Below are 15,827 nucleotides of genomic sequence, written 5' to 3'. Positions count from 1 at the left end.
CAATAGACCGGGGAGCCTGCGCGACCAGGCCCCCTGGACGGACGCCTCCCCGCCCTCAGTAAGAAATCCCGGCGTCGCCGGGTACCCGGGAAAGATCAGGCGGACATTCCGTCCGCCGCGACGGAGGCGACTCGGCAACGTTATGTGTCACATCGGCCCTGCAGAGGTCCCCGCCGTGTGTGTCGGCGGCCTGGGTCTTGCCCGGCGAGGGCGGCGCCGACGGCTTCAGTGCTGATCCCGGGCCCCCGACCGCGGCCGGATCGATGAACGCGACATCAGCCGGTGTCAGCGTGAAGAACCGGATCAGATCATCCCGGCCGATGTCAGGAAACGACCGCAGCTGCTCCAGCTGATCATCAGAGAACAACCGCGTCACCACCGACTACCTCCAGGACGTACCGGACAAACGGCACGAACCGTAGCGGTCGTGATCACAACGCCCCGACACCATCCCCGCGTTAGCGCAGGTCAGCAATATCCGTTGATTTTTCGGCCAGGACTACCGGGACCCCTGTCCACCCGGGTGACGTCGCCCACACCGTGGGGCACCGGCGCTGAAGTTGCATTGCACCAGGTCAAAGGCGGCCGGGCCGGACCTGACCGGGGTCAGCGATCTATGCCGCCCCGGCGGGCACAAAGCATGTGATCGCCCTGAGGTGCGAGCGCTTGGTCGACAATCTCGTACACGCGCGGACAGTCCCATCCGTAAACACTGAAAACCAGATCGAGACGGCGTGGCCAGCCACGTCATCTCCGAACAGGAGGCAACTATGCGTCGTCAGGTGACGGTCAAGTCCGACGGCGACTTCGTGGTCGAGGTCGACACCACCATCCAGCCCCCCACGCTGCGGCATTCGCAGGATGCACGGCAACTGGCATCGGAGGTCGTGAGCCGATCGCTGGCTGCTGCCAACATATCGCCCGAGTCGGCCACGGTCGACGGCGTGACGGTGGTTCCCACCTCCTCAGGAGGGTCCACCCTTCGAGCCACGGGCACAAGCAGTCGATGAGCCGGGCCCCGCTGAGGCGGGGCGTCTGCTCTTCGAGCACTTGTAGCCCTCCACTCCGGATCCGGGGTGGAGGGCTACACTCCGCCCGCCCTAAGAACCCAAATAACCCCAGGTCGGGGATAGGTTCGTTGGATTTCCGCGATCGCTACCGGCACCCCTGGAGCTCTCAACGCCTACCGCTAATTCCTCAACTCAGCCTCCTCGCGGGCCGAGTTGATCCGATCTGCCCCCCCGGGGTGTCCTTGATGATCAAGAGCCCATGCGTCGGGGGCCTGGCTGCAGCGGCGGGTCGAGGGAGAGGGCGAGGGCGCCCGCACGGCCCTGCTGCAGGCCGGGCTGCAGGACAAGGCGGACGAGAACCACCTGGGCATCTTGCTGTACCGGGAGTGGGCCGCCCGTGACGATACCGAGGTCCTGACGGCGCTCAAGGGTCCGAAGGTCGTCTGGTACGGCTCCGTGGATGGTGAACCCGGATGCCGGATGTAAGGCATGCCTGGTCGCCGTGCTGGCTGCCCGTAGTAACCGCGGCTATCCCGCGGCTGCGGGACTCTTGGGTGTCCACCTGCCCTGAGACGGCGAGGGGCCCGCACCCGGCCTTCCGGTTCGAGTGCGGACCCCGATCACTAAGAGCCTGTCCTATGTGGTGATCTGGGTCAGTTTCAGGAACCTGGACCCGTCACGGGTAAACACCATCGTGTACAGGCTCAACTGGACGGATGCGCCGATGCGGCGGCCACCAGCCTGTCGCGCATCAGGATCGTCTCGGACAGTGTGTCGCACTCGTCACAGCGGCCCTGGTCGATCCACAGGTACTCGGTGATCAGGAAATTGTCGAAGCCGGCGTTCTGAAGGCCGCCGACGACGTACTCGTAGTCGATCTCGTTGTTCTTCATCCCAACCTGGAGGCGGTCCAGCCGGGCTCCTCGGGCATGGAGGTGCCGAACCCGTCCGAACAGAGGGTCGAGTTCTGGTACTGCGTATCCCTGCATGACGAAGTGCGAGTGGTCCAGAGTCAGCCCGAGGCCCGGGCAGAGATCGACCAGGCGCCGGGTGTCGTCCGGAGAGGCGACGACGGAGCCGATGTGCGGCTCCACTGAGACTTCTAGTCCGGCCTCCTGCGCCGCCTGGACCCTGACGGCCAGTTCGTCCACTGCCCGGGAGAGCGAGTCCTCATGGCCGATGCCGTCGAAGTCGAGACCGGGCAGGATCGTGAGTCCGTTCGCACCAACGGCGTCGGCGAACTCGATCCACCGCTGGAAGCGCTCCCGGGAGCGCGCCCTCTCCTCCCAACTCGGATGGTTTACCGCGAGGACCGAGTAGTCCGGGTCGGCGATAAGGAAGACGTCGGCGGGCACCAGGCCGTGGCGGGCGAGCCGCTCGGCCACCTCGCGCCCGCGGACACTCGGATCGGCCGCGGCCTCGTCAGCTCGCAGTTGGGTTATCGAGCCCCACACTCCGATGTTGACCCCGGCGAACCCCAGGCTCGCGATGAGAGCGCAGGCCTCCTCGTGGTCGAGAAGTGGGAAGGTGTAGTCGGAGCAGGCGAGCTTCATACGTCTTCTCCTGTGCGCCTAGAAGAGATTGATGACTGATCGAGCAAGTAGCTGATCACGTCTGTAACATCTGGTCGTCGGGTGGCCGGCTGATCGGCGGTCGTTCTGAGCCGCAATTCCGAGGTGACGTCGGCTGGTGCCGGGATCGCCATGCCGCCCCGCGCGCCGCCACCGGAGCCGACGGTCTTCGCGCACGGCCGTCTCGAGAAGGGCGGGCTTGATGTCGATCAAACCTACCCGCGCCCCGGCCGGACACGCGACCGCGGCTCCGATGCCGCGTCCGGCGCCGGTGACGACCGCCGTCTTGTCTTGGGAGCCGCTCACCGAGCTCGGCTCTCAGCCGCTTGACGCTGTCCCGTATGCTCCGGCCCTCCCCGGCATCGGTGATCCAGGCGACGGTCCCGGGCGGTCTGCACCGCCTTCACCCGTTCGCTCTAGGCGTCAGCCTCGCCTTCCCACCGGCCGCAGTGGGAACATCCGACCCAGCCGCGGCCGTGCTGCTCTTGGTTCATGTTCACTCCTCTCCGTTCGAGGTGGGCAAACCGGGTTCTGGCGGATCGTGCTCTCTTGTTGGATCCGGCCGGCCCGGTCTCAGGCCATGTGCAGCCCGCCGTTGACGTCCACGTGGGTGCCCGAGAGGTATCCGGCGCCCTCGGCTGCAAGCATCGCAACGACGAAGGCGACGTCGTCGGGACTTCCGGTGCGTCGGAGCGGGACCCGGCTGGCGACCTCTTGCTTGACTTCGTCGCCCATCACCCCGGTCATCGGGGTATCGATCACCCCCGGCGCGACGCAGTTGACGGTGATCCCGTGGGGCCCGGCCTTCTGCGCGAGCGACCGGGTCAGGCCGATGATGCCGGCCTTGGCGGCGACATACGCCGGGCCTGCGGCCACCCCGCCGCCGGTCTGCGCGGCGATCGAGCTGAAAAGGATCACCCGGCCGAAGCCGCGCCCGGCCATCTCGGTGATGGCCGCCCTGGCGCAAAGGTAGGAGCCGCGGAGGTTCACGTTGTGGACCCGGTCCCAGACCTTCTCGTCGACGTCCTCCAGGGAGCCGGTCTCGTAGACGCCAGCGCACGCCACAAGGACGTCCAACCGGCCGAACGCCTCCACCGCGACCTGTACGGGACGGCGCGCGCCCTCCGGTGTGGAAACGTCGCCAGGGACGGCCAGCCACCGGTCGGCACCGACCTCCGCGGGTGGCGCGATACCCGTCTCGCGGAGGTCGGCCGCGACGATGAGGCAGCCCTCCTGGGCGAGTGCGCGGGCGACGCCGGCGCCGATTCCGCTGCCCGCTCCGGTGACGACCGCGACCCGGCCCTCCAGTCCGAGCCTCATGCTGCGGCTCCCGGCTCGATCCGGTAGACACGCAGCGCGTTCTCGACGCGCACCTGTCGCTGCTCTGCCGGGCTGAGGCCGGCGGTCCATCCCTCCATGTCACTCCACAACCGCTGGTAGGAGACAGCCGGCCGGTCGACCGGGAAGTTGCTGCCGAGCATGCACCGCTCCGGCCCGAAGATCTCCACGGCCTCCTGGACGAGGCCGCCGAGCTCGTCGACGTCCCAGGCGGGAGAGAGGAAACTCAACGCGGAGATCTTCAGGGTGGCGTTCGGCACCTCGCGGGCGAACCGGTTGATCATCCGACGCCAGGCGCCGCGCCCCTCCGGGTCGGCGGGAGGCAGTCCCGCGTGCTCGAGGACGACGGCGAGCTCCGGCAGTTCCCTGAGGATCTCCGTCGCCCGGCCGAGCTGGCCGGGCCAGGCGAGCAGATCGAAGCTGAGCCCGCGCGGGACCAGACGTGCCAGGCCACGCGCCCACGCGGGATCGTCGAGAAGGTTGTACGTGAGGATGTCGGAGCGTTTGGACTCCGGGTCGTACCAGAGCTCCTGCCGGATGCCCCGGAAGAACTCGTGTTCGCCGTGCCGGTCCAGCACGTCCTCGACGTCCGGCGCGCGCAGGTCCGCGTAGCCGACGCACACCGTCGGCGTGGCGCGGCCCGCCTGGCCCGCGCGGACCTCGGCGAGCCAGGCGGTCTCGACGACCGGATCGACCGCATGGTCCATCTCGGCTTGGACGTGCACGGTCGCGACCAGGTCCACGTTCCCGACGTCCGCGAGCCAGTCCTCCAGAACGTAGTTGAACGCGAAGTGCTCTCCTCCCGGGTCGCCGAGCCACGGGTAGCGGAACCGGTCGATGTCCCAGAGGTGGAAGTGGGCGTCGACGAAGGAGCTCATGAACTGAACTCGTACGTCGCGAGCCCGTCCGGGCTCATCGAGGTGAGGCCGCCGTCCACGGCGAGATCGGCACCGGTCACGAAGGAAGCCGCGCCGGAGGCGAGGAACGCGACGGCGGCGGCGACCTCGTACGGTTCCGCGCAGCGCTCCAGCGGGCAGAAGCGCCCCCAGATCGGTTCCCACTTCTCCCGGTCCCCGTCCGCACCGCGGTCCAGGACCTCGGTCCAGATGTAACCGGGGCTCACGCTGTTGACCCGGATCCCCCGCGGCGCGAGGTCCAGCGCCTGGCATCGCGTCAGCGAGAGCACGCCGCCCTTGCTCGCGTTGTAGGTCCATCTGCCCGCCTGCGAGACATGCCCCGAGATGCTCGCGATGTTCACCACCGCGCCCGCGTCGGACCGGCCCAAAGCGTCGGCCGCGAGCGATACCAGGTGCGCCGGGGCCATCAAGTTCACCTCCAGCGTCCGCTGCCACTCGTGCTCGGTCGCGCCGACCCCCGCTAGGAGGAACACCGCGGCGTTGTTCACCAGGACGTCCAACTCGCCCCGCGGCCCACACGCGGCGTCGATGAGCTCGCGCCGTCGCGCCGGGTCGGTGATGTCCAACTCGCACGTCGTCAGGCGATCGCCGTGCTCGCCGAGGCTGGAACGCACCGCCTCAAGGCCAGCGCCGTTCAGGTCGGCCGCGGTGACATGGGCGCCTTCGGCGATGAACTGGCGCACCGTCGCGGCTCCGATGCCGCTGCCCCCTCCGGTGATGAGCACCCGCTTGTCACGGAACCGGTCGGAGACGGCGACGGGACGCGGACGGGCATCCTCCCCGGCGAAGACCGATGCGTCGAAGTACGCCGTCAGTGCGGCGATCTTGTCGCCCTCGCGCCGCATGATGTTGACGCCGTCCAGCGGGACTACCTCGCCCGAGGGGCCGGTGAACCGGGCGTGCCATTCCAGGGCCGCGGCGTCGTCGTCACCGCGGACCGCGCCCACCGTCACTTCGAGTCCAGGGTAGGCGGCGGCGCTTTCCGCGTAGTACTCGCGGATCTGCTCGCGTCCGGTGAGGGTCACTCCCGGGCCCTCCCAGACGGCGTCCTCGGTGAAGAACTCCAGGATTCGGTCGACGTCGCGCGACTCCTCGGCCCGCCAGTAGGCACGGCCGATCTCTTCGATGGTGGGCAATGTTTCCTCCGCGGATTGATTGGTGCGGGCCCGGCTACCAGTAGTGCCGGCCCGTGGCGACGACGCCGAGCTCGAAGACATGCGAGCCGGGCGGCGCCGTGACGATGTGGAGGACCGAACGGGCGACCTCGTCGGGATCGAGGAGGTCGGTGCGGGGGGCGCGGTCAGGGTTGACCAGCGTGGTGTCGCTGCCGCCGGGGTTGACCAGCGAGACCCGGATCGGGCTGCCCTCCAGACCGAGCTGCTTCGAGACCGCCAGGGTGAGCGCGCGCAGCGCGAACTTCGATGCCGGGTAGGCTCCCGACTCGCCCTGCGCGGTCCAGTGCGCCTCGACCGAGCCGATGTTGACCACGTGCCCCGCCGTCCCACGCTCCCGCATCAGGACGATCGCTCGGCGCATGCACGCGTACGGCGCCACGGTGTTGATGTCGAGCACCGCCCTGACCTGTTCGGGGGGCACATCCTCGATCGGGCCGAACGCCGCCGTGCCGGCGTTGTTCACCAGGACGTCGAGCTTTCCGTGCCGCCGCCGGACGCCGGCGAAGAGTTCGTCGACGAACCCTGGGGCGGTGAGGTCACCGGCTCGGCTCTCGGCCGAGCCGCCCGACCGGGCGATCTGCTCCAGGACCCGGTCCAGTTCGGCGGCCGATCGCGCGGTGAGGACGACATGCGCCCCGGCCGCGGCGAGGAATCGGGCCGTGCTCGCGCCGATGCCCCGGCCAGCACCGGTCACGACGGCGATCCGGCCGGCAAGCGGCTGCCGCTCGTTCGCGGTCATCGGGCCCGCTCGCCTTCGTCGGTGAGGAAGAGCTCGATGACGGGGACGGTGACGTCAGGTTTGGCGATGGGGAGCTCAAGCCACAGGGCGCCGGGATCGGGGGCGTGGAGCAACTCCAGCGGGTGCGACGGGGATCGCACTTCCGCGCCGTCGTGAAGGAACTGGGCGTAATCGACGTGCTCGCCCAGCCCGGGGACGACCAGGGGCTGGGTCGGCCAATGCAGGAGGTGAAGGTAAAGGCGGTGCGCCTGCGGGTTGTAGGTGGCCAGGGTGCCGGGCGGCAGCGAACCGACCAGTTCCGCCGGTGCCTGGGTGCAGCCATGGATGGACCGTCCGTGGCGTCGCATCCAGTCCCCGATGGACGCCAGCCGCTCGAGGCTCGGCGGATCGATCTCGCCGCGCCCGTTGGGGCCCACGTTGAGCAGCAGGTTGCCGCCCTTGCTGACGATCTCGATGAGCAGCGCGACCAGTTGCTCGGGCGACTTCAGGTTCGGCATCGCCGGCGTGTAGCCCCAATGGCCGTACATGGTCTCGCAGGTCTCCCACACCGCGGGCGTGCCGTCGCCGAGCGTCGGCCAGGCGCCCGGCACCGCCTGCTCGGGCGTGACGATGTCGAAGTCGCCACCCATTCGATCGTTGACCAGGATGTGGGGCTGAAGCTCCCGGACGAGTTCCAGCAGTCCAGCCGCGTCCCAGTCCGCGGCGCCCTTTCCAGGGTCGACGGCGGGATCGAACCTGGTCCATCCGGTCTTGACCGCTTCGAGGAACGCCGCCTTGTTGCGCGGACTGGCCGACCGGTGATCCCAGGCGGCGTCGTCGTAGCTGTAGTCGGGCCAGAAGACGTCGATGGGCCCGTAGTCGGTGAGCAGCTCACGTACCTGGTTGCGCACGAACTCGCGGTAGCGGTTCATGTCGCGCCCGGCGTTGAGTTGCGCGCGGTCGCCGTGGGCTTGCGGATGGATCTGGTCGACGGTGAAGTCGGGGTGGTGCCAGTCGATCAGTGAGTAGTACAGGCCCGTCCGCAGACCGCGCGCGCGGAAGGCGTCGAGCATGGGCCGGAGCAGGTCGCGGCCGGCCGGCGTGTTGACCGCGGTGAAGTCGGTGTGGCGCGAGTCCCAGAGGCAGAACCCTTCGTGGTGCTTGGCGATGATGACGACGTACTTCATCCCGGCCTGCACCGCCGCGTCCGCCCAGACCTCCGGGTCGTAGAGGTCCGGGTCGAAGCGCGGAAGGTAGCGGGCGGCGTAGTCCTCCGCCGCCATGGCCGTCTCGCGCTGGTGGGCGAAGTCCCGGCCGGTCATGCTGAACAGGCCCCAGTGGACGAAGAGTCCGAACCGCGCCGTGGTGAACCAGGAGGTGTCGCCCGCGGGCGCGGGTGTCGTGGGGGTCACTGCTCTTCTCCTTCAGTCGTCGTGGCCTTGCCGTGTACGGGTACCAAGGTTGACGACTCGGCAAGCCGCCCGACCTCGTCCGAGAAGTGACACGCCGCCTCGCGGCCGGCCGGGAACGGCAGCGGTTCGGGACGTTGCCTGCGGCACAGCGCCCCCGAGGGGTCGACCGTGCCGGGCAAGGGGCACCGGGGCTCGAAGACGCACCCGTCCGCGGACGCGGTCGGGTCCGGCGGGTCCCCTGCCAGCAGGATCCGGCGCGAGCCGGGCCGCCGCCGGGCTCCGGGCGTGGCGGAGAGCAGGGCCGCCGTGTACGGGTGTCGCGGCTCCGCGAACACCTCCTCGACCGGTCCCGACTCCACGATCCGGCCGTGGTACATCACCGCGACCCGGTCGCAGAGGTGCCGGACGACGCCGAGGTCGTGCGAGATGAACAGCACCGACAGGTCGAGCGCGGCCTTGAGCTCTGCGAACAGGTCGACCACCTGGGCGGCCACGGACGCGTCCAGGGCGGACACGGGCTCGTCGGCGACGAGTAGTCGTGGTTCCACGCCCAGGGCGCGGGCGATCGCGACCCGCTGCGCCTGACCACCGGAGAGCTGCCGGGCGTAGCGGCCGCCGATGGCCTCGTCCAGATGGACGCGGGCGAGCAGCCGGTCGACGCGGGAGTCCAGGTCAGACCGCCGTACCACGCCGAGCTCGGCCATCGGCTCGGCGATGATCCGCCGCACGGTCATGCGCGGGTTGAGGGCCGCGTGCGGGTCCTGCAGGACGGTCTGCATGTCGCGGCGCAACAGTCGGAGCCGGCGTCCGGACAAAGCGGTGATTTTGGCGCCGTCGAGAACGACCCGCCCGGAGGTCGGGTCCTGCATGCGCAGCGCAATGCGCCCGAGGGTGCTCTTGCCGCTCCCGGACTCGCCGACGAGCCCGAGCGCTTCGCCTTGGAGCAGGTCCAGGGACACCCCGTCGACCGCGCGCACGACTCCGCGGCGGGTGGGGATCCGGCACTCGATCGATTCGAGGCTCAGCAGTACGTCACTCATCTCGGTTCTCCGTTCGCCGTAGCCTCCGCCTCGGCGGCGATGCCGGCGCCGCCGGTCCGGCGGGACGCCTCCAGCAGGGTCCGTGTGTACGGATGCTGCGGGGAGGCGAACAACTCGGCGCACGGGCCGGACTCGATCAGCTCGCCGTCGCGGAAGACGAGCACCCGGGCGGCGAGTTCGGCCACGACGTCGAGGGAATGCGAGATGAAAAGGATCGACATCGCGTCCCGCTCGTTCAACCTGCCCAGCAGGTCGAGGATCTGCGCCTGGACCGTCACGTCTAGTGCGGTCGTCGGCTCGTCGGCGATCAGCAGCCGGGGCTCGTTCGCCAGTGCCATCGCGATCATCACCCGCTGCCGCATGCCGCCGGAGAGCTCGTGGGGGTATTGGTCGAGCCGGCGGGCGGCCGCCGGGATCTCGGTGTCCCGGAGCAGTTCCTCCGCGCGCTTGCGGCCGCCGCGGTTGCCGTGCGCCCGCATCACCGTCAGCAGTTGGTCGCCGACGGTGAAGAGCGGGTTCAAGGCGCTCCTGGGGTCCTGGAAGATCATGCTGATCTGCCGGCCCCGCACCGTGCGGAGGCGGGACTCGGGCAGCGCCAGCAGGTCCGTGTCGCCAAAGTGGACCGAGCCCCCGGTGACCCGCCCGGGCCGCTGGACCAGGCCCAGGATCGCCCGTGCGGTCACCGACTTGCCGGACCCGGACTCCCCGACGATGCCGACGATCTCGCCCGGAGCGACGTCGAAGGAGACGTCGCGCACCGCGTCGACCTGTCCCGCGACGCTGTCGTACGCGACGCTGAGGTGCTCGACATGCAGTGTGGTCATCGCTCACCTCACCGCTTCCGAGGCATCCGCGAGGCCATCGCCGCACCAGTTGGCGGCCAGTGCGGTGAGCAGCACTGCGACACCTGGGACCAGGGCGGCCACCGGATTGCTCATGATGCTGGTCTGGGCGTCGGTGAGCATCGCGCCCCACTCGGGGTCTGGCGGCTGCACGCCCAAGCCCAGGAACCCGAGACCGGCGACTGCGAGCAGTGTGTAGGCCACGCCGACGCACAGCACGGTGACCACGATCCCCATGCAGTTTCGCAGGACGTGGCGTGTGGCGATCCGCCAGGGCCGCACCCCTGCGGCCTTCGCGGCGAAGACGTAGTCGGCTTGCCGGACCGTCAGGACCGCCGAGCGGATCAGCCGCGCGTCACGGGGGATCGCCGGCAGTGTGAGTGCGATGACCGTGTTGCCCACACCCGGGCCGAGGGCCACGGAGATCATCAACGCGAGCAGGAGGAAGGGCAGCGCGAGGAATACATCGCACAACCGCATCAGAACCGCGTCAACCCAGCCGCCGAAGAAGCCTGCCGCCAAGCCGACGGCGGCACCGCCCACGCCGCTCGCTGCGACAGCCAGCGCAGTGATCCCCAACGACGCGCGGCCCCCGACCAGCAGACGGCTCAGGGTGTCCCGGCCGAGCGAGTCGGTCCCGAGCGGATGCACCCAGCTCGGGCTGGCGTTGCGTGCCGCCAGGACCTGGGCGTTCGGGTCCGTCGTCCACACCAGCGGACCGACCATGACGGCAAGCACGATGAGCAGCAGCATCGTGACCCCCAGAGCCGTCGTCGGGTTCGCGGCGATGCGGTGGCGCACGTCGCGTAGCAGCCGTGGGCGGCCGAGTCGGTTCGCCGTTCCGGAACGGCCGGTCGTCGCCGCGCTCATCGTCGCGCCCTCGGGTCCAAGGCCACGTGCGCCACATCGGCGACGAGGTTCAGCAGCACATAGAGGACGCCAACGAGAAGCGTGACCGACTGCACGACGATGTAGTCCCGCGACTGCAGCGCTTCGAGCAGGAAGCGCCCGATGCCCGGCCAGGAGAATACGATCTCGACCAGCACCGCTCCGACGACGAGGCTCGGGACGATGAGGCTTAGCAGGTTGATCAGCGGCAGCACGGCGTTCTTCGCCGCCAGTCGCCACAGGATCGTGCGCGGGCGGATGCCGAAGGCGTGGGCCGCGAGAATGTACTGCGACCCGAGGACTTCGACGAAGCTCACTCGGGTGAAGCGGGCCATCATTGCCGCGGGGAGCACCGCCAGCGTCACTGCCGGCAGCACCAGGTGTTGCACCGCGGTCACGAAGGCGCCGCCGTCGCCGGCAAGGAGCGCATCCAGGGTCATGAAGCCGGTCACGTCGTCCAACCGGGTGAACGAAGAGAACCGTCCGTTCATCGGGAACCAGCCCAGCCTCACCGAGAACAGGAAGATGAGCACGAACCCGAGCCAGAAGACCGGCGTCGACATGCCGGTCACCGCCAGGCTCGACGACATCCGGTCGATCCAGGAGCGCGGTCGGCGAGCCGACAGCACTCCGAGCGCGACGCCGGTCGGAATCCCGATGGCCAGGGCCGCAAGGGCGAGTTCGATGGTCGCCGGTGCCTTGGCCGCGAGCACGTCGAGCACCTCCGCGCGCTGCGAGAACGACCGGCCGAAGTCGCCTCGCAGGAGCTGACCGAGGTAGCGAACGAACTGCTCGACGACAGGCTGGTCCAGCCCCCAGAGCTCGCGGAGGCGGGCCACATCGGCCGGGTTCGCGTGGTCGCCTCCGGCATAGATCTGAGCGGGATCACCGGGGACGAGCCGGTTCAGGGTGAACACGATCAGCGCGATGCCGAGCAGCACGAGCGGGAGGGCCAGCAGCCGTCTGAGCGTGATGCCGAGCAGCCCGTTGCCCCAGCGGGCGGTGACCGTCATCGTCGCCATCTCAGCCGACCGCAACGTTCTTGAACAACCAGACCAGCGCGCCGCGGTTGTTCCACCCCAGTTCGAAGTCCCGGACCCGGCTGCTGGCCACGGCCGACGTGCCGACACTCACGATCGGAACACCCATGAACAACTCTTCGTTGTTCAGCCGCTGAAGCTCTTGCCAGGCCGCGACCTGCTTCGCGCGGTCGACCTCGGTGGAGGCATGCGTGACCAGGTCAGCGACCCGACGGTCCGCCAGCGGGCTCGGGGCGGCCCAAGGCTTGGGATATCCCAGGTAGAAGAGCCGGAAGATGAAGTCGGGATTGAACGAGTTGCCGTACCAGAGCACCTCGTAGTCGTAGTTGTAACGGTCACTGAGGTACGTGGCCGAGTCCACGACGTCGATCTTCACATCAATCCCGATCTTCTTCAGATCGGCCGCGATCGCCTCATGGAGCCGGCGCAGGGACAGGATCGGGCCCGACGACTCCATGGTGATGGCGCGCAATGTCAGCCGCTGCACGCCGGCCTGCTGCATCAGCGCCTTGGCCTGCGCCAGATCGTGGTTCAGGTCGTCCAGCCCGTCGTTGTATCCCTGAACGCCCTTCACGACCACCGGCTGGTCGACCTTGTGTGAGCTGGTGGGGTTGAAGAAGGCCGTGCGGTAGGCATCCCGATCCAGAGCGAGCCAGATCGCCTTGCGCACCCGCGGGTCCTTCAGCTCAGGATGCTTGGGGGTGAAGAACCTGAAGAACACGTTGCTGCTCGGGGTCGCCGCGTACTCCTTGTTGCCGTCGATCCCGGCAAGGCGTTTGTGGTCCTCGGGCGCGAGGTCCAACACCACGTCGGCGTTCTTGCCCTGCATCGCCAGCGCGCGTGCGGCCGGGTCGGCTACCTGCTGCAGCCGCAGGCGGTCGAGGGACACCTTCTCGGGGAATTTGGGGTACCGCTCGAACTCGACGAACTCCCCCGGCGAGAAATCGGTGATCCGGAACGGCCCGGACCCGGCGTCGCGCAGGTCCTTGACGCTCTTCCCGTAGCCCGGCTTCGCCAGCACCTTCGGGTTGAGGATCGGCATCTGGAGGAGCTGGTCACGGATGTCGGAGCGCGCCTGACTCAGCACGACCTTGACGGATCCGGGGTCGACGACCTTCACCTCACGCACGATCGACGGGCTTCCGAAGGCGGCCGACACCGCGCCGTACGGGCCCTCGTCCCGCAGCGGATCGTTCGCGAAGAGGTATGAGTGCAGGACCTTGGCGACCGCCTCCGCGTCGACCGGGGACCCGTCGTGGAAAGTGAACCCCTCCTTCACACCGATCGTGTGGACCAGGCCGTCCGAGGACGCCCGGTACGACGAAGCCAACCCGTTGGTGATACTGAAGTCGTCCTCACCCGGCAGGAAGAGGGCCCATGCCATCTGGTACATGCTGAAGATGCCAAGCGGGTAGGCGGTGCCCAGGTAGAAGTCGGCTGGCACCCCGTCGGGCGCCACAATCCGCAGGGTCCGCTTCCCTGATCCCTCCGCGGAGTTTCCGCACGCGCTCAGGAGGGTCAGGAAGAGCACGCACAGGAGTGCGGCGGCGGTCGCCGCCGTGCCGCGGCGTCTGGATACGCCTTTCGCGAAGGGATACATCTGGTGGTCCTCCGGCGGGGGTAGGTGGGCGTCAGATGGACATCTCCCTCATCTGATGGCCGCCATATTGGATCCGATCCGCAGGTCACGTCAAGAGTCTGAACCATGTTTTCCCAAGAACATCCGCTACGTCGGATCCAATATTTAACCTCCCGTGCATGGGCACGCCCAGCATCCGCGTCGCCGGACCGCCTTCCTCTGCTAGTTTTGGATCCATTTGACCGCCACGGTCGCGATCGTCGCCAAGGAAGGAACGGATGTGGGAGCCATACACGGCGAGCGGCCGGCACGGGGCCGCGAGTCGATGACACAGGTGGTGGCCCGCCGCCTGCGCGACTCCATCCAGTCCGGCGAACTGGAGCCCGGCGCGCGGGTACGCCAGGAGACCGTCGCCGCCGAGCTCGGCGTGAGCCGGATCCCCGTCCGCGAGGCGCTGCGGCAGCTCGAGAGCGAAGGGCTCGTCGTGATCGTGCCGAACAGCGGCGCGAAGGTCGCCGTCCTCGACTTCGAGGAGTACACCGAGATCTACAAGATGCGCGAGCGGTTGGAACCGCTCGCATTCACCGAGAGCGTCGGCCGCCTGACCGGGGAGCAGAAGGACGACATCACGCGACTGCTGGCGGAGCTGGAGGCGGCGACCGGGAACGCTCAGGCCTACCTGGAGGGCGACCGCAGGTTCCACCTCGCCTGCTACACGGGCGTCCCGACACCGCGGCTGCTGAAGATGATCGTCGACTTCTGGAACACCACGCAGCGCTATCGCCGGATCCTCATCGGAACCTTCAGCCCGGAGGATTACGAGCTGAACAACATCGAGCACCGCCTCATAGCCGAGGCGGCGCTCAACGGGTCGACGCGCCGCGGTGAGGACCTGATCCGGATGCACATCGAGCGTTCCCGGCTCCGGCTCTCCCGCCACCGCGGCCTGTTCAACAGGTGATCCGCGTTCGACAGGTGGTCCGCGCACGTCACACGAGCAGCTCCACCGGGTTCTCCAGCAGCTCCACGAGCGCCCGGAGCCACTGCGCGGCGGTCGCACCGTCCACCGGACGGTGGTCGACCGCGAGGCACAGCCGCATCACCGTCGCCGCGGCGACCTGACCTGCGGAGACAACCGCCTCCTCACGAGCCGCGCCCACCGCGAGGATGGCCGCCTGCGGCGGGTTGATGATCGCGGCGAAGTCCTCGACCCCGTACATGCCGAGGTTCGTGACCGAGATGGCCCCGCCCTCGAGCTCGCTCTGCTGGAGCCGGCGCTCGCGCGCTCGGCCGGCCAGATCCCGGGTGACGGACGAGAGCCGAGCGATGCCCAACTGATCGGCGTCCCGCACGACCGGTGTGACCAGTCCGTCGTCGATGGCCACGGCGACGGCGACGTCGACGTGCCGGAACCGCCGGATCACGTCGTCGCGCCACTCGACGTTCATCGCCGGCACCGCCCGGTGCGCTCGCGCCACCGCCTTGACCACCAGATCGTTCACCGAGACCCGGTGTCCGCTCCCGTTGATCTCCTGACGCAGCGCCAGCAGCCGGTCGACCCGGGCGACGCCGCGCAGGTAGAAGTGCGGCGTCGTCTGCTTGCTCTCGGTCAGTCGACGCGCGACCGCCCGGCGCAGACGCGAGTTCGGCATGTCCTCGTGGCCTCGATCGAGGCCCTCTGACACCGCAGCCGCGGGCACCGGTCCGCGGTGTCCGGACGTGGCCGGCCCCTCCGCGGGCCGCTGTTCCGCCGGGACCGGAACGGAACGCGCCTTGACCGCCGCCTCGACGTCCCGCCGGCGGATCCGCCCACGCGGACCGGTCCCGCGAATGTCCGCCAGCGCCAACCCCGCGTCCCGCGCGAGCCTGCGCGCGAGCGGCGACGCGAACAGTCGCTCCCCACCGCGCGGACCCGTGGCCACTGCCGTGGGCCCGGTCTCCTTCGTCCGTACCGCTATCGACCCGTCGGCCGGAGGGACGGGCTGCTCCGAAGTGTGCGCGCCTGCCGACGAGGGAGGCGCCCCAAGGGACGTCAGCAGGGCCTCGGCGTCGGCCGTCGACTCGCCGTCGGTGCCGTACACCGCGATCGGGGCGCCCACCTCGACGGTCGTGCCCTCCTCGACGAGCGTCCGGAGCAGGACACCATCGGCCTCGGCTTCGACGTCGACGACGGCCTTCTCCGTCTCTATGGTCATGACGACGTCACCGGCGCGGAACGCGGTGCCGAGTTCGGCGACCCAGCTGGACAGCACCGCCTCGACGGCGCCGGCAGCGACCTCGGGCATACGCAGGATCTC

At 69.1% G+C, this 15,827-nt stretch carries 15 protein-coding genes; 2 read left to right on the top strand and 13 right to left on the bottom strand.

Features of this window, described 5'->3' with window-relative positions:
- Nucleotides 1-55: 55 nt before the first annotated feature.
- A complete protein-coding gene (locus ACQEU6_RS39735; RefSeq protein ID WP_499338851.1) occupies nucleotides 56-376 on the bottom strand; it encodes a hypothetical protein in 321 nt (106 codons plus the stop codon).
- 358 nt (nucleotides 377-734) lie between these two features.
- Here ACQEU6_RS39735 and ACQEU6_RS39730 point away from each other — a divergent pair, with 358 nt between their 5' ends.
- Nucleotides 735-1,010 carry a hypothetical protein gene (locus ACQEU6_RS39730; protein WP_499338850.1) on the top strand — a complete coding sequence of 92 codons (276 nt, stop codon included), beginning with the start codon at nucleotides 735-737 and terminating at the stop codon, nucleotides 1,008-1,010.
- Between the two features lie 704 nt (nucleotides 1,011-1,714).
- On the opposite strand, the gene ACQEU6_RS39725 is transcribed toward ACQEU6_RS39730, so the two are convergent.
- The 11 genes from ACQEU6_RS39725 to ACQEU6_RS39675 all read right to left on the bottom strand — a co-directional run bounded on the left by ACQEU6_RS39725 (nucleotide 1,715) and on the right by ACQEU6_RS39675 (nucleotide 13,551).
- Complete coding sequence (locus ACQEU6_RS39725) at nucleotides 1,715-2,563, bottom strand: sugar phosphate isomerase/epimerase family protein (RefSeq protein WP_499338849.1); 849 nt, start codon at nucleotides 2,561-2,563, stop codon at nucleotides 1,715-1,717.
- 591 nt (nucleotides 2,564-3,154) lie between these two features.
- A complete protein-coding gene (locus ACQEU6_RS39720; RefSeq protein WP_499338848.1) occupies nucleotides 3,155-3,901 on the bottom strand; it encodes an SDR family NAD(P)-dependent oxidoreductase in 747 nt (248 codons plus the stop codon).
- Nucleotides 3,898-4,797 carry an amidohydrolase family protein gene (locus ACQEU6_RS39715; RefSeq protein ID WP_499338847.1) on the bottom strand — a complete coding sequence of 300 codons (900 nt, stop codon included), beginning with the start codon at nucleotides 4,795-4,797 and terminating at the stop codon, nucleotides 3,898-3,900. Before ACQEU6_RS39715 ends, ACQEU6_RS39720 begins: the two co-directional genes overlap by 4 nt.
- The gene (locus ACQEU6_RS39710; protein WP_499338846.1) at nucleotides 4,794-5,972 is read right to left on the bottom strand and encodes an SDR family oxidoreductase; all 1,179 of its coding nucleotides are present in this window, start codon (nucleotides 5,970-5,972) and stop codon (nucleotides 4,794-4,796) included. The genes ACQEU6_RS39715 and ACQEU6_RS39710 overlap by 4 nt, the downstream gene beginning before the upstream one ends.
- A 34-nt stretch (nucleotides 5,973-6,006) precedes the next feature.
- Nucleotides 6,007-6,750 carry an SDR family oxidoreductase gene (locus ACQEU6_RS39705; protein WP_499338845.1) on the bottom strand — a complete coding sequence of 248 codons (744 nt, stop codon included), beginning with the start codon at nucleotides 6,748-6,750 and terminating at the stop codon, nucleotides 6,007-6,009.
- Nucleotides 6,747-8,141 (bottom strand): alpha-L-fucosidase, encoded by a 1,395-nt coding sequence (locus ACQEU6_RS39700; protein WP_499338844.1) that lies wholly within the window; start codon nucleotides 8,139-8,141, stop codon nucleotides 6,747-6,749. Before ACQEU6_RS39700 ends, ACQEU6_RS39705 begins: the two co-directional genes overlap by 4 nt.
- Nucleotides 8,138-9,181, bottom strand: coding sequence for an oligopeptide/dipeptide ABC transporter ATP-binding protein (locus tag ACQEU6_RS39695; protein ID WP_499338843.1), 1,044 nt, complete (start codon nucleotides 9,179-9,181; stop codon nucleotides 8,138-8,140). Before ACQEU6_RS39695 ends, ACQEU6_RS39700 begins: the two co-directional genes overlap by 4 nt.
- Complete coding sequence (locus ACQEU6_RS39690; protein WP_499338842.1) at nucleotides 9,178-10,005, bottom strand: ATP-binding cassette domain-containing protein; 828 nt, start codon at nucleotides 10,003-10,005, stop codon at nucleotides 9,178-9,180. Before ACQEU6_RS39690 ends, ACQEU6_RS39695 begins: the two co-directional genes overlap by 4 nt.
- 3 nt (nucleotides 10,006-10,008) lie before the next feature.
- Nucleotides 10,009-10,893 (bottom strand): ABC transporter permease, encoded by an 885-nt coding sequence (locus tag ACQEU6_RS39685; protein ID WP_499338841.1) that lies wholly within the window; start codon nucleotides 10,891-10,893, stop codon nucleotides 10,009-10,011.
- On the bottom strand, nucleotides 10,890-11,933 hold the full coding sequence (locus tag ACQEU6_RS39680; RefSeq protein WP_499338840.1) for an ABC transporter permease: 1,044 nt from the start codon (nucleotides 11,931-11,933) through the stop codon (nucleotides 10,890-10,892). The genes ACQEU6_RS39685 and ACQEU6_RS39680 overlap by 4 nt, the downstream gene beginning before the upstream one ends.
- Nucleotide 11,934: 1 nt before the next feature.
- Nucleotides 11,935-13,551 carry an ABC transporter substrate-binding protein gene (locus ACQEU6_RS39675; RefSeq protein WP_499338839.1) on the bottom strand — a complete coding sequence of 539 codons (1,617 nt, stop codon included), beginning with the start codon at nucleotides 13,549-13,551 and terminating at the stop codon, nucleotides 11,935-11,937.
- 259 nt (nucleotides 13,552-13,810) lie between these two features.
- Between ACQEU6_RS39675 and ACQEU6_RS39670 the strand changes: the two genes are divergently transcribed.
- Nucleotides 13,811-14,491, top strand: a complete 681-nt coding sequence (locus tag ACQEU6_RS39670; RefSeq protein ID WP_499338838.1) for a GntR family transcriptional regulator — start codon at nucleotides 13,811-13,813, stop codon at nucleotides 14,489-14,491.
- A gap of 28 nt (nucleotides 14,492-14,519) precedes the next feature.
- Here the strand turns inward: ACQEU6_RS39670 and ACQEU6_RS39665 are convergent, their stop codons facing one another.
- Entirely contained in the window at nucleotides 14,520-15,815 is a 1,296-nt protein-coding gene (locus ACQEU6_RS39665; RefSeq protein ID WP_499338837.1) for a 2-oxo acid dehydrogenase subunit E2, read from the bottom strand.
- Nucleotides 15,816-15,827: the final 12 nt, after the last annotated feature.

Origin of the sequence: Spirillospora sp. CA-108201, from assembly GCF_050936235.1 — a bacterium.
Lineage (GTDB): Bacteria > Actinomycetota > Actinomycetes > Streptosporangiales > Streptosporangiaceae > Spirillospora.
This window is presented reverse-complemented; position numbering and strand designations above follow the sequence as displayed.

Excerpts from the sequence above, each read along its gene's own strand:
- ACQEU6_RS39705 (WP_499338845.1), bottom strand. The coding sequence starts at position 6,750 with ATGACCGCGAACGAGCGGCAGCCGCTTGCCGGCCGGATCGCCGTCGTG.
- ACQEU6_RS39720 (WP_499338848.1), bottom strand. The coding sequence starts at position 3,901 with ATGAGGCTCGGACTGGAGGGCCGGGTCGCGGTCGTCACCGGAGCGGGC.
- ACQEU6_RS39675 (WP_499338839.1), bottom strand. The coding sequence starts at position 13,551 with ATGTATCCCTTCGCGAAAGGCGTATCCAGACGCCGCGGCACGGCGGCG.
- ACQEU6_RS39685 (WP_499338841.1), bottom strand. The coding sequence starts at position 10,893 with ATGAGCGCGGCGACGACCGGCCGTTCCGGAACGGCGAACCGACTCGGC.
- ACQEU6_RS39695 (WP_499338843.1), bottom strand. The coding sequence starts at position 9,181 with ATGAGTGACGTACTGCTGAGCCTCGAATCGATCGAGTGCCGGATCCCC.
- ACQEU6_RS39665 (WP_499338837.1), bottom strand. The coding sequence starts at position 15,815 with ATGCCCGAGGTCGCTGCCGGCGCCGTCGAGGCGGTGCTGTCCAGCTGG.
- ACQEU6_RS39680 (WP_499338840.1), bottom strand. The coding sequence starts at position 11,933 with ATGGCGACGATGACGGTCACCGCCCGCTGGGGCAACGGGCTGCTCGGC.
- ACQEU6_RS39725 (WP_499338849.1), bottom strand. The coding sequence starts at position 2,563 with ATGAAGCTCGCCTGCTCCGACTACACCTTCCCACTTCTCGACCACGAG.
- ACQEU6_RS39690 (WP_499338842.1), bottom strand. The coding sequence starts at position 10,005 with ATGACCACACTGCATGTCGAGCACCTCAGCGTCGCGTACGACAGCGTC.
- ACQEU6_RS39715 (WP_499338847.1), bottom strand. The coding sequence starts at position 4,797 with ATGAGCTCCTTCGTCGACGCCCACTTCCACCTCTGGGACATCGACCGG.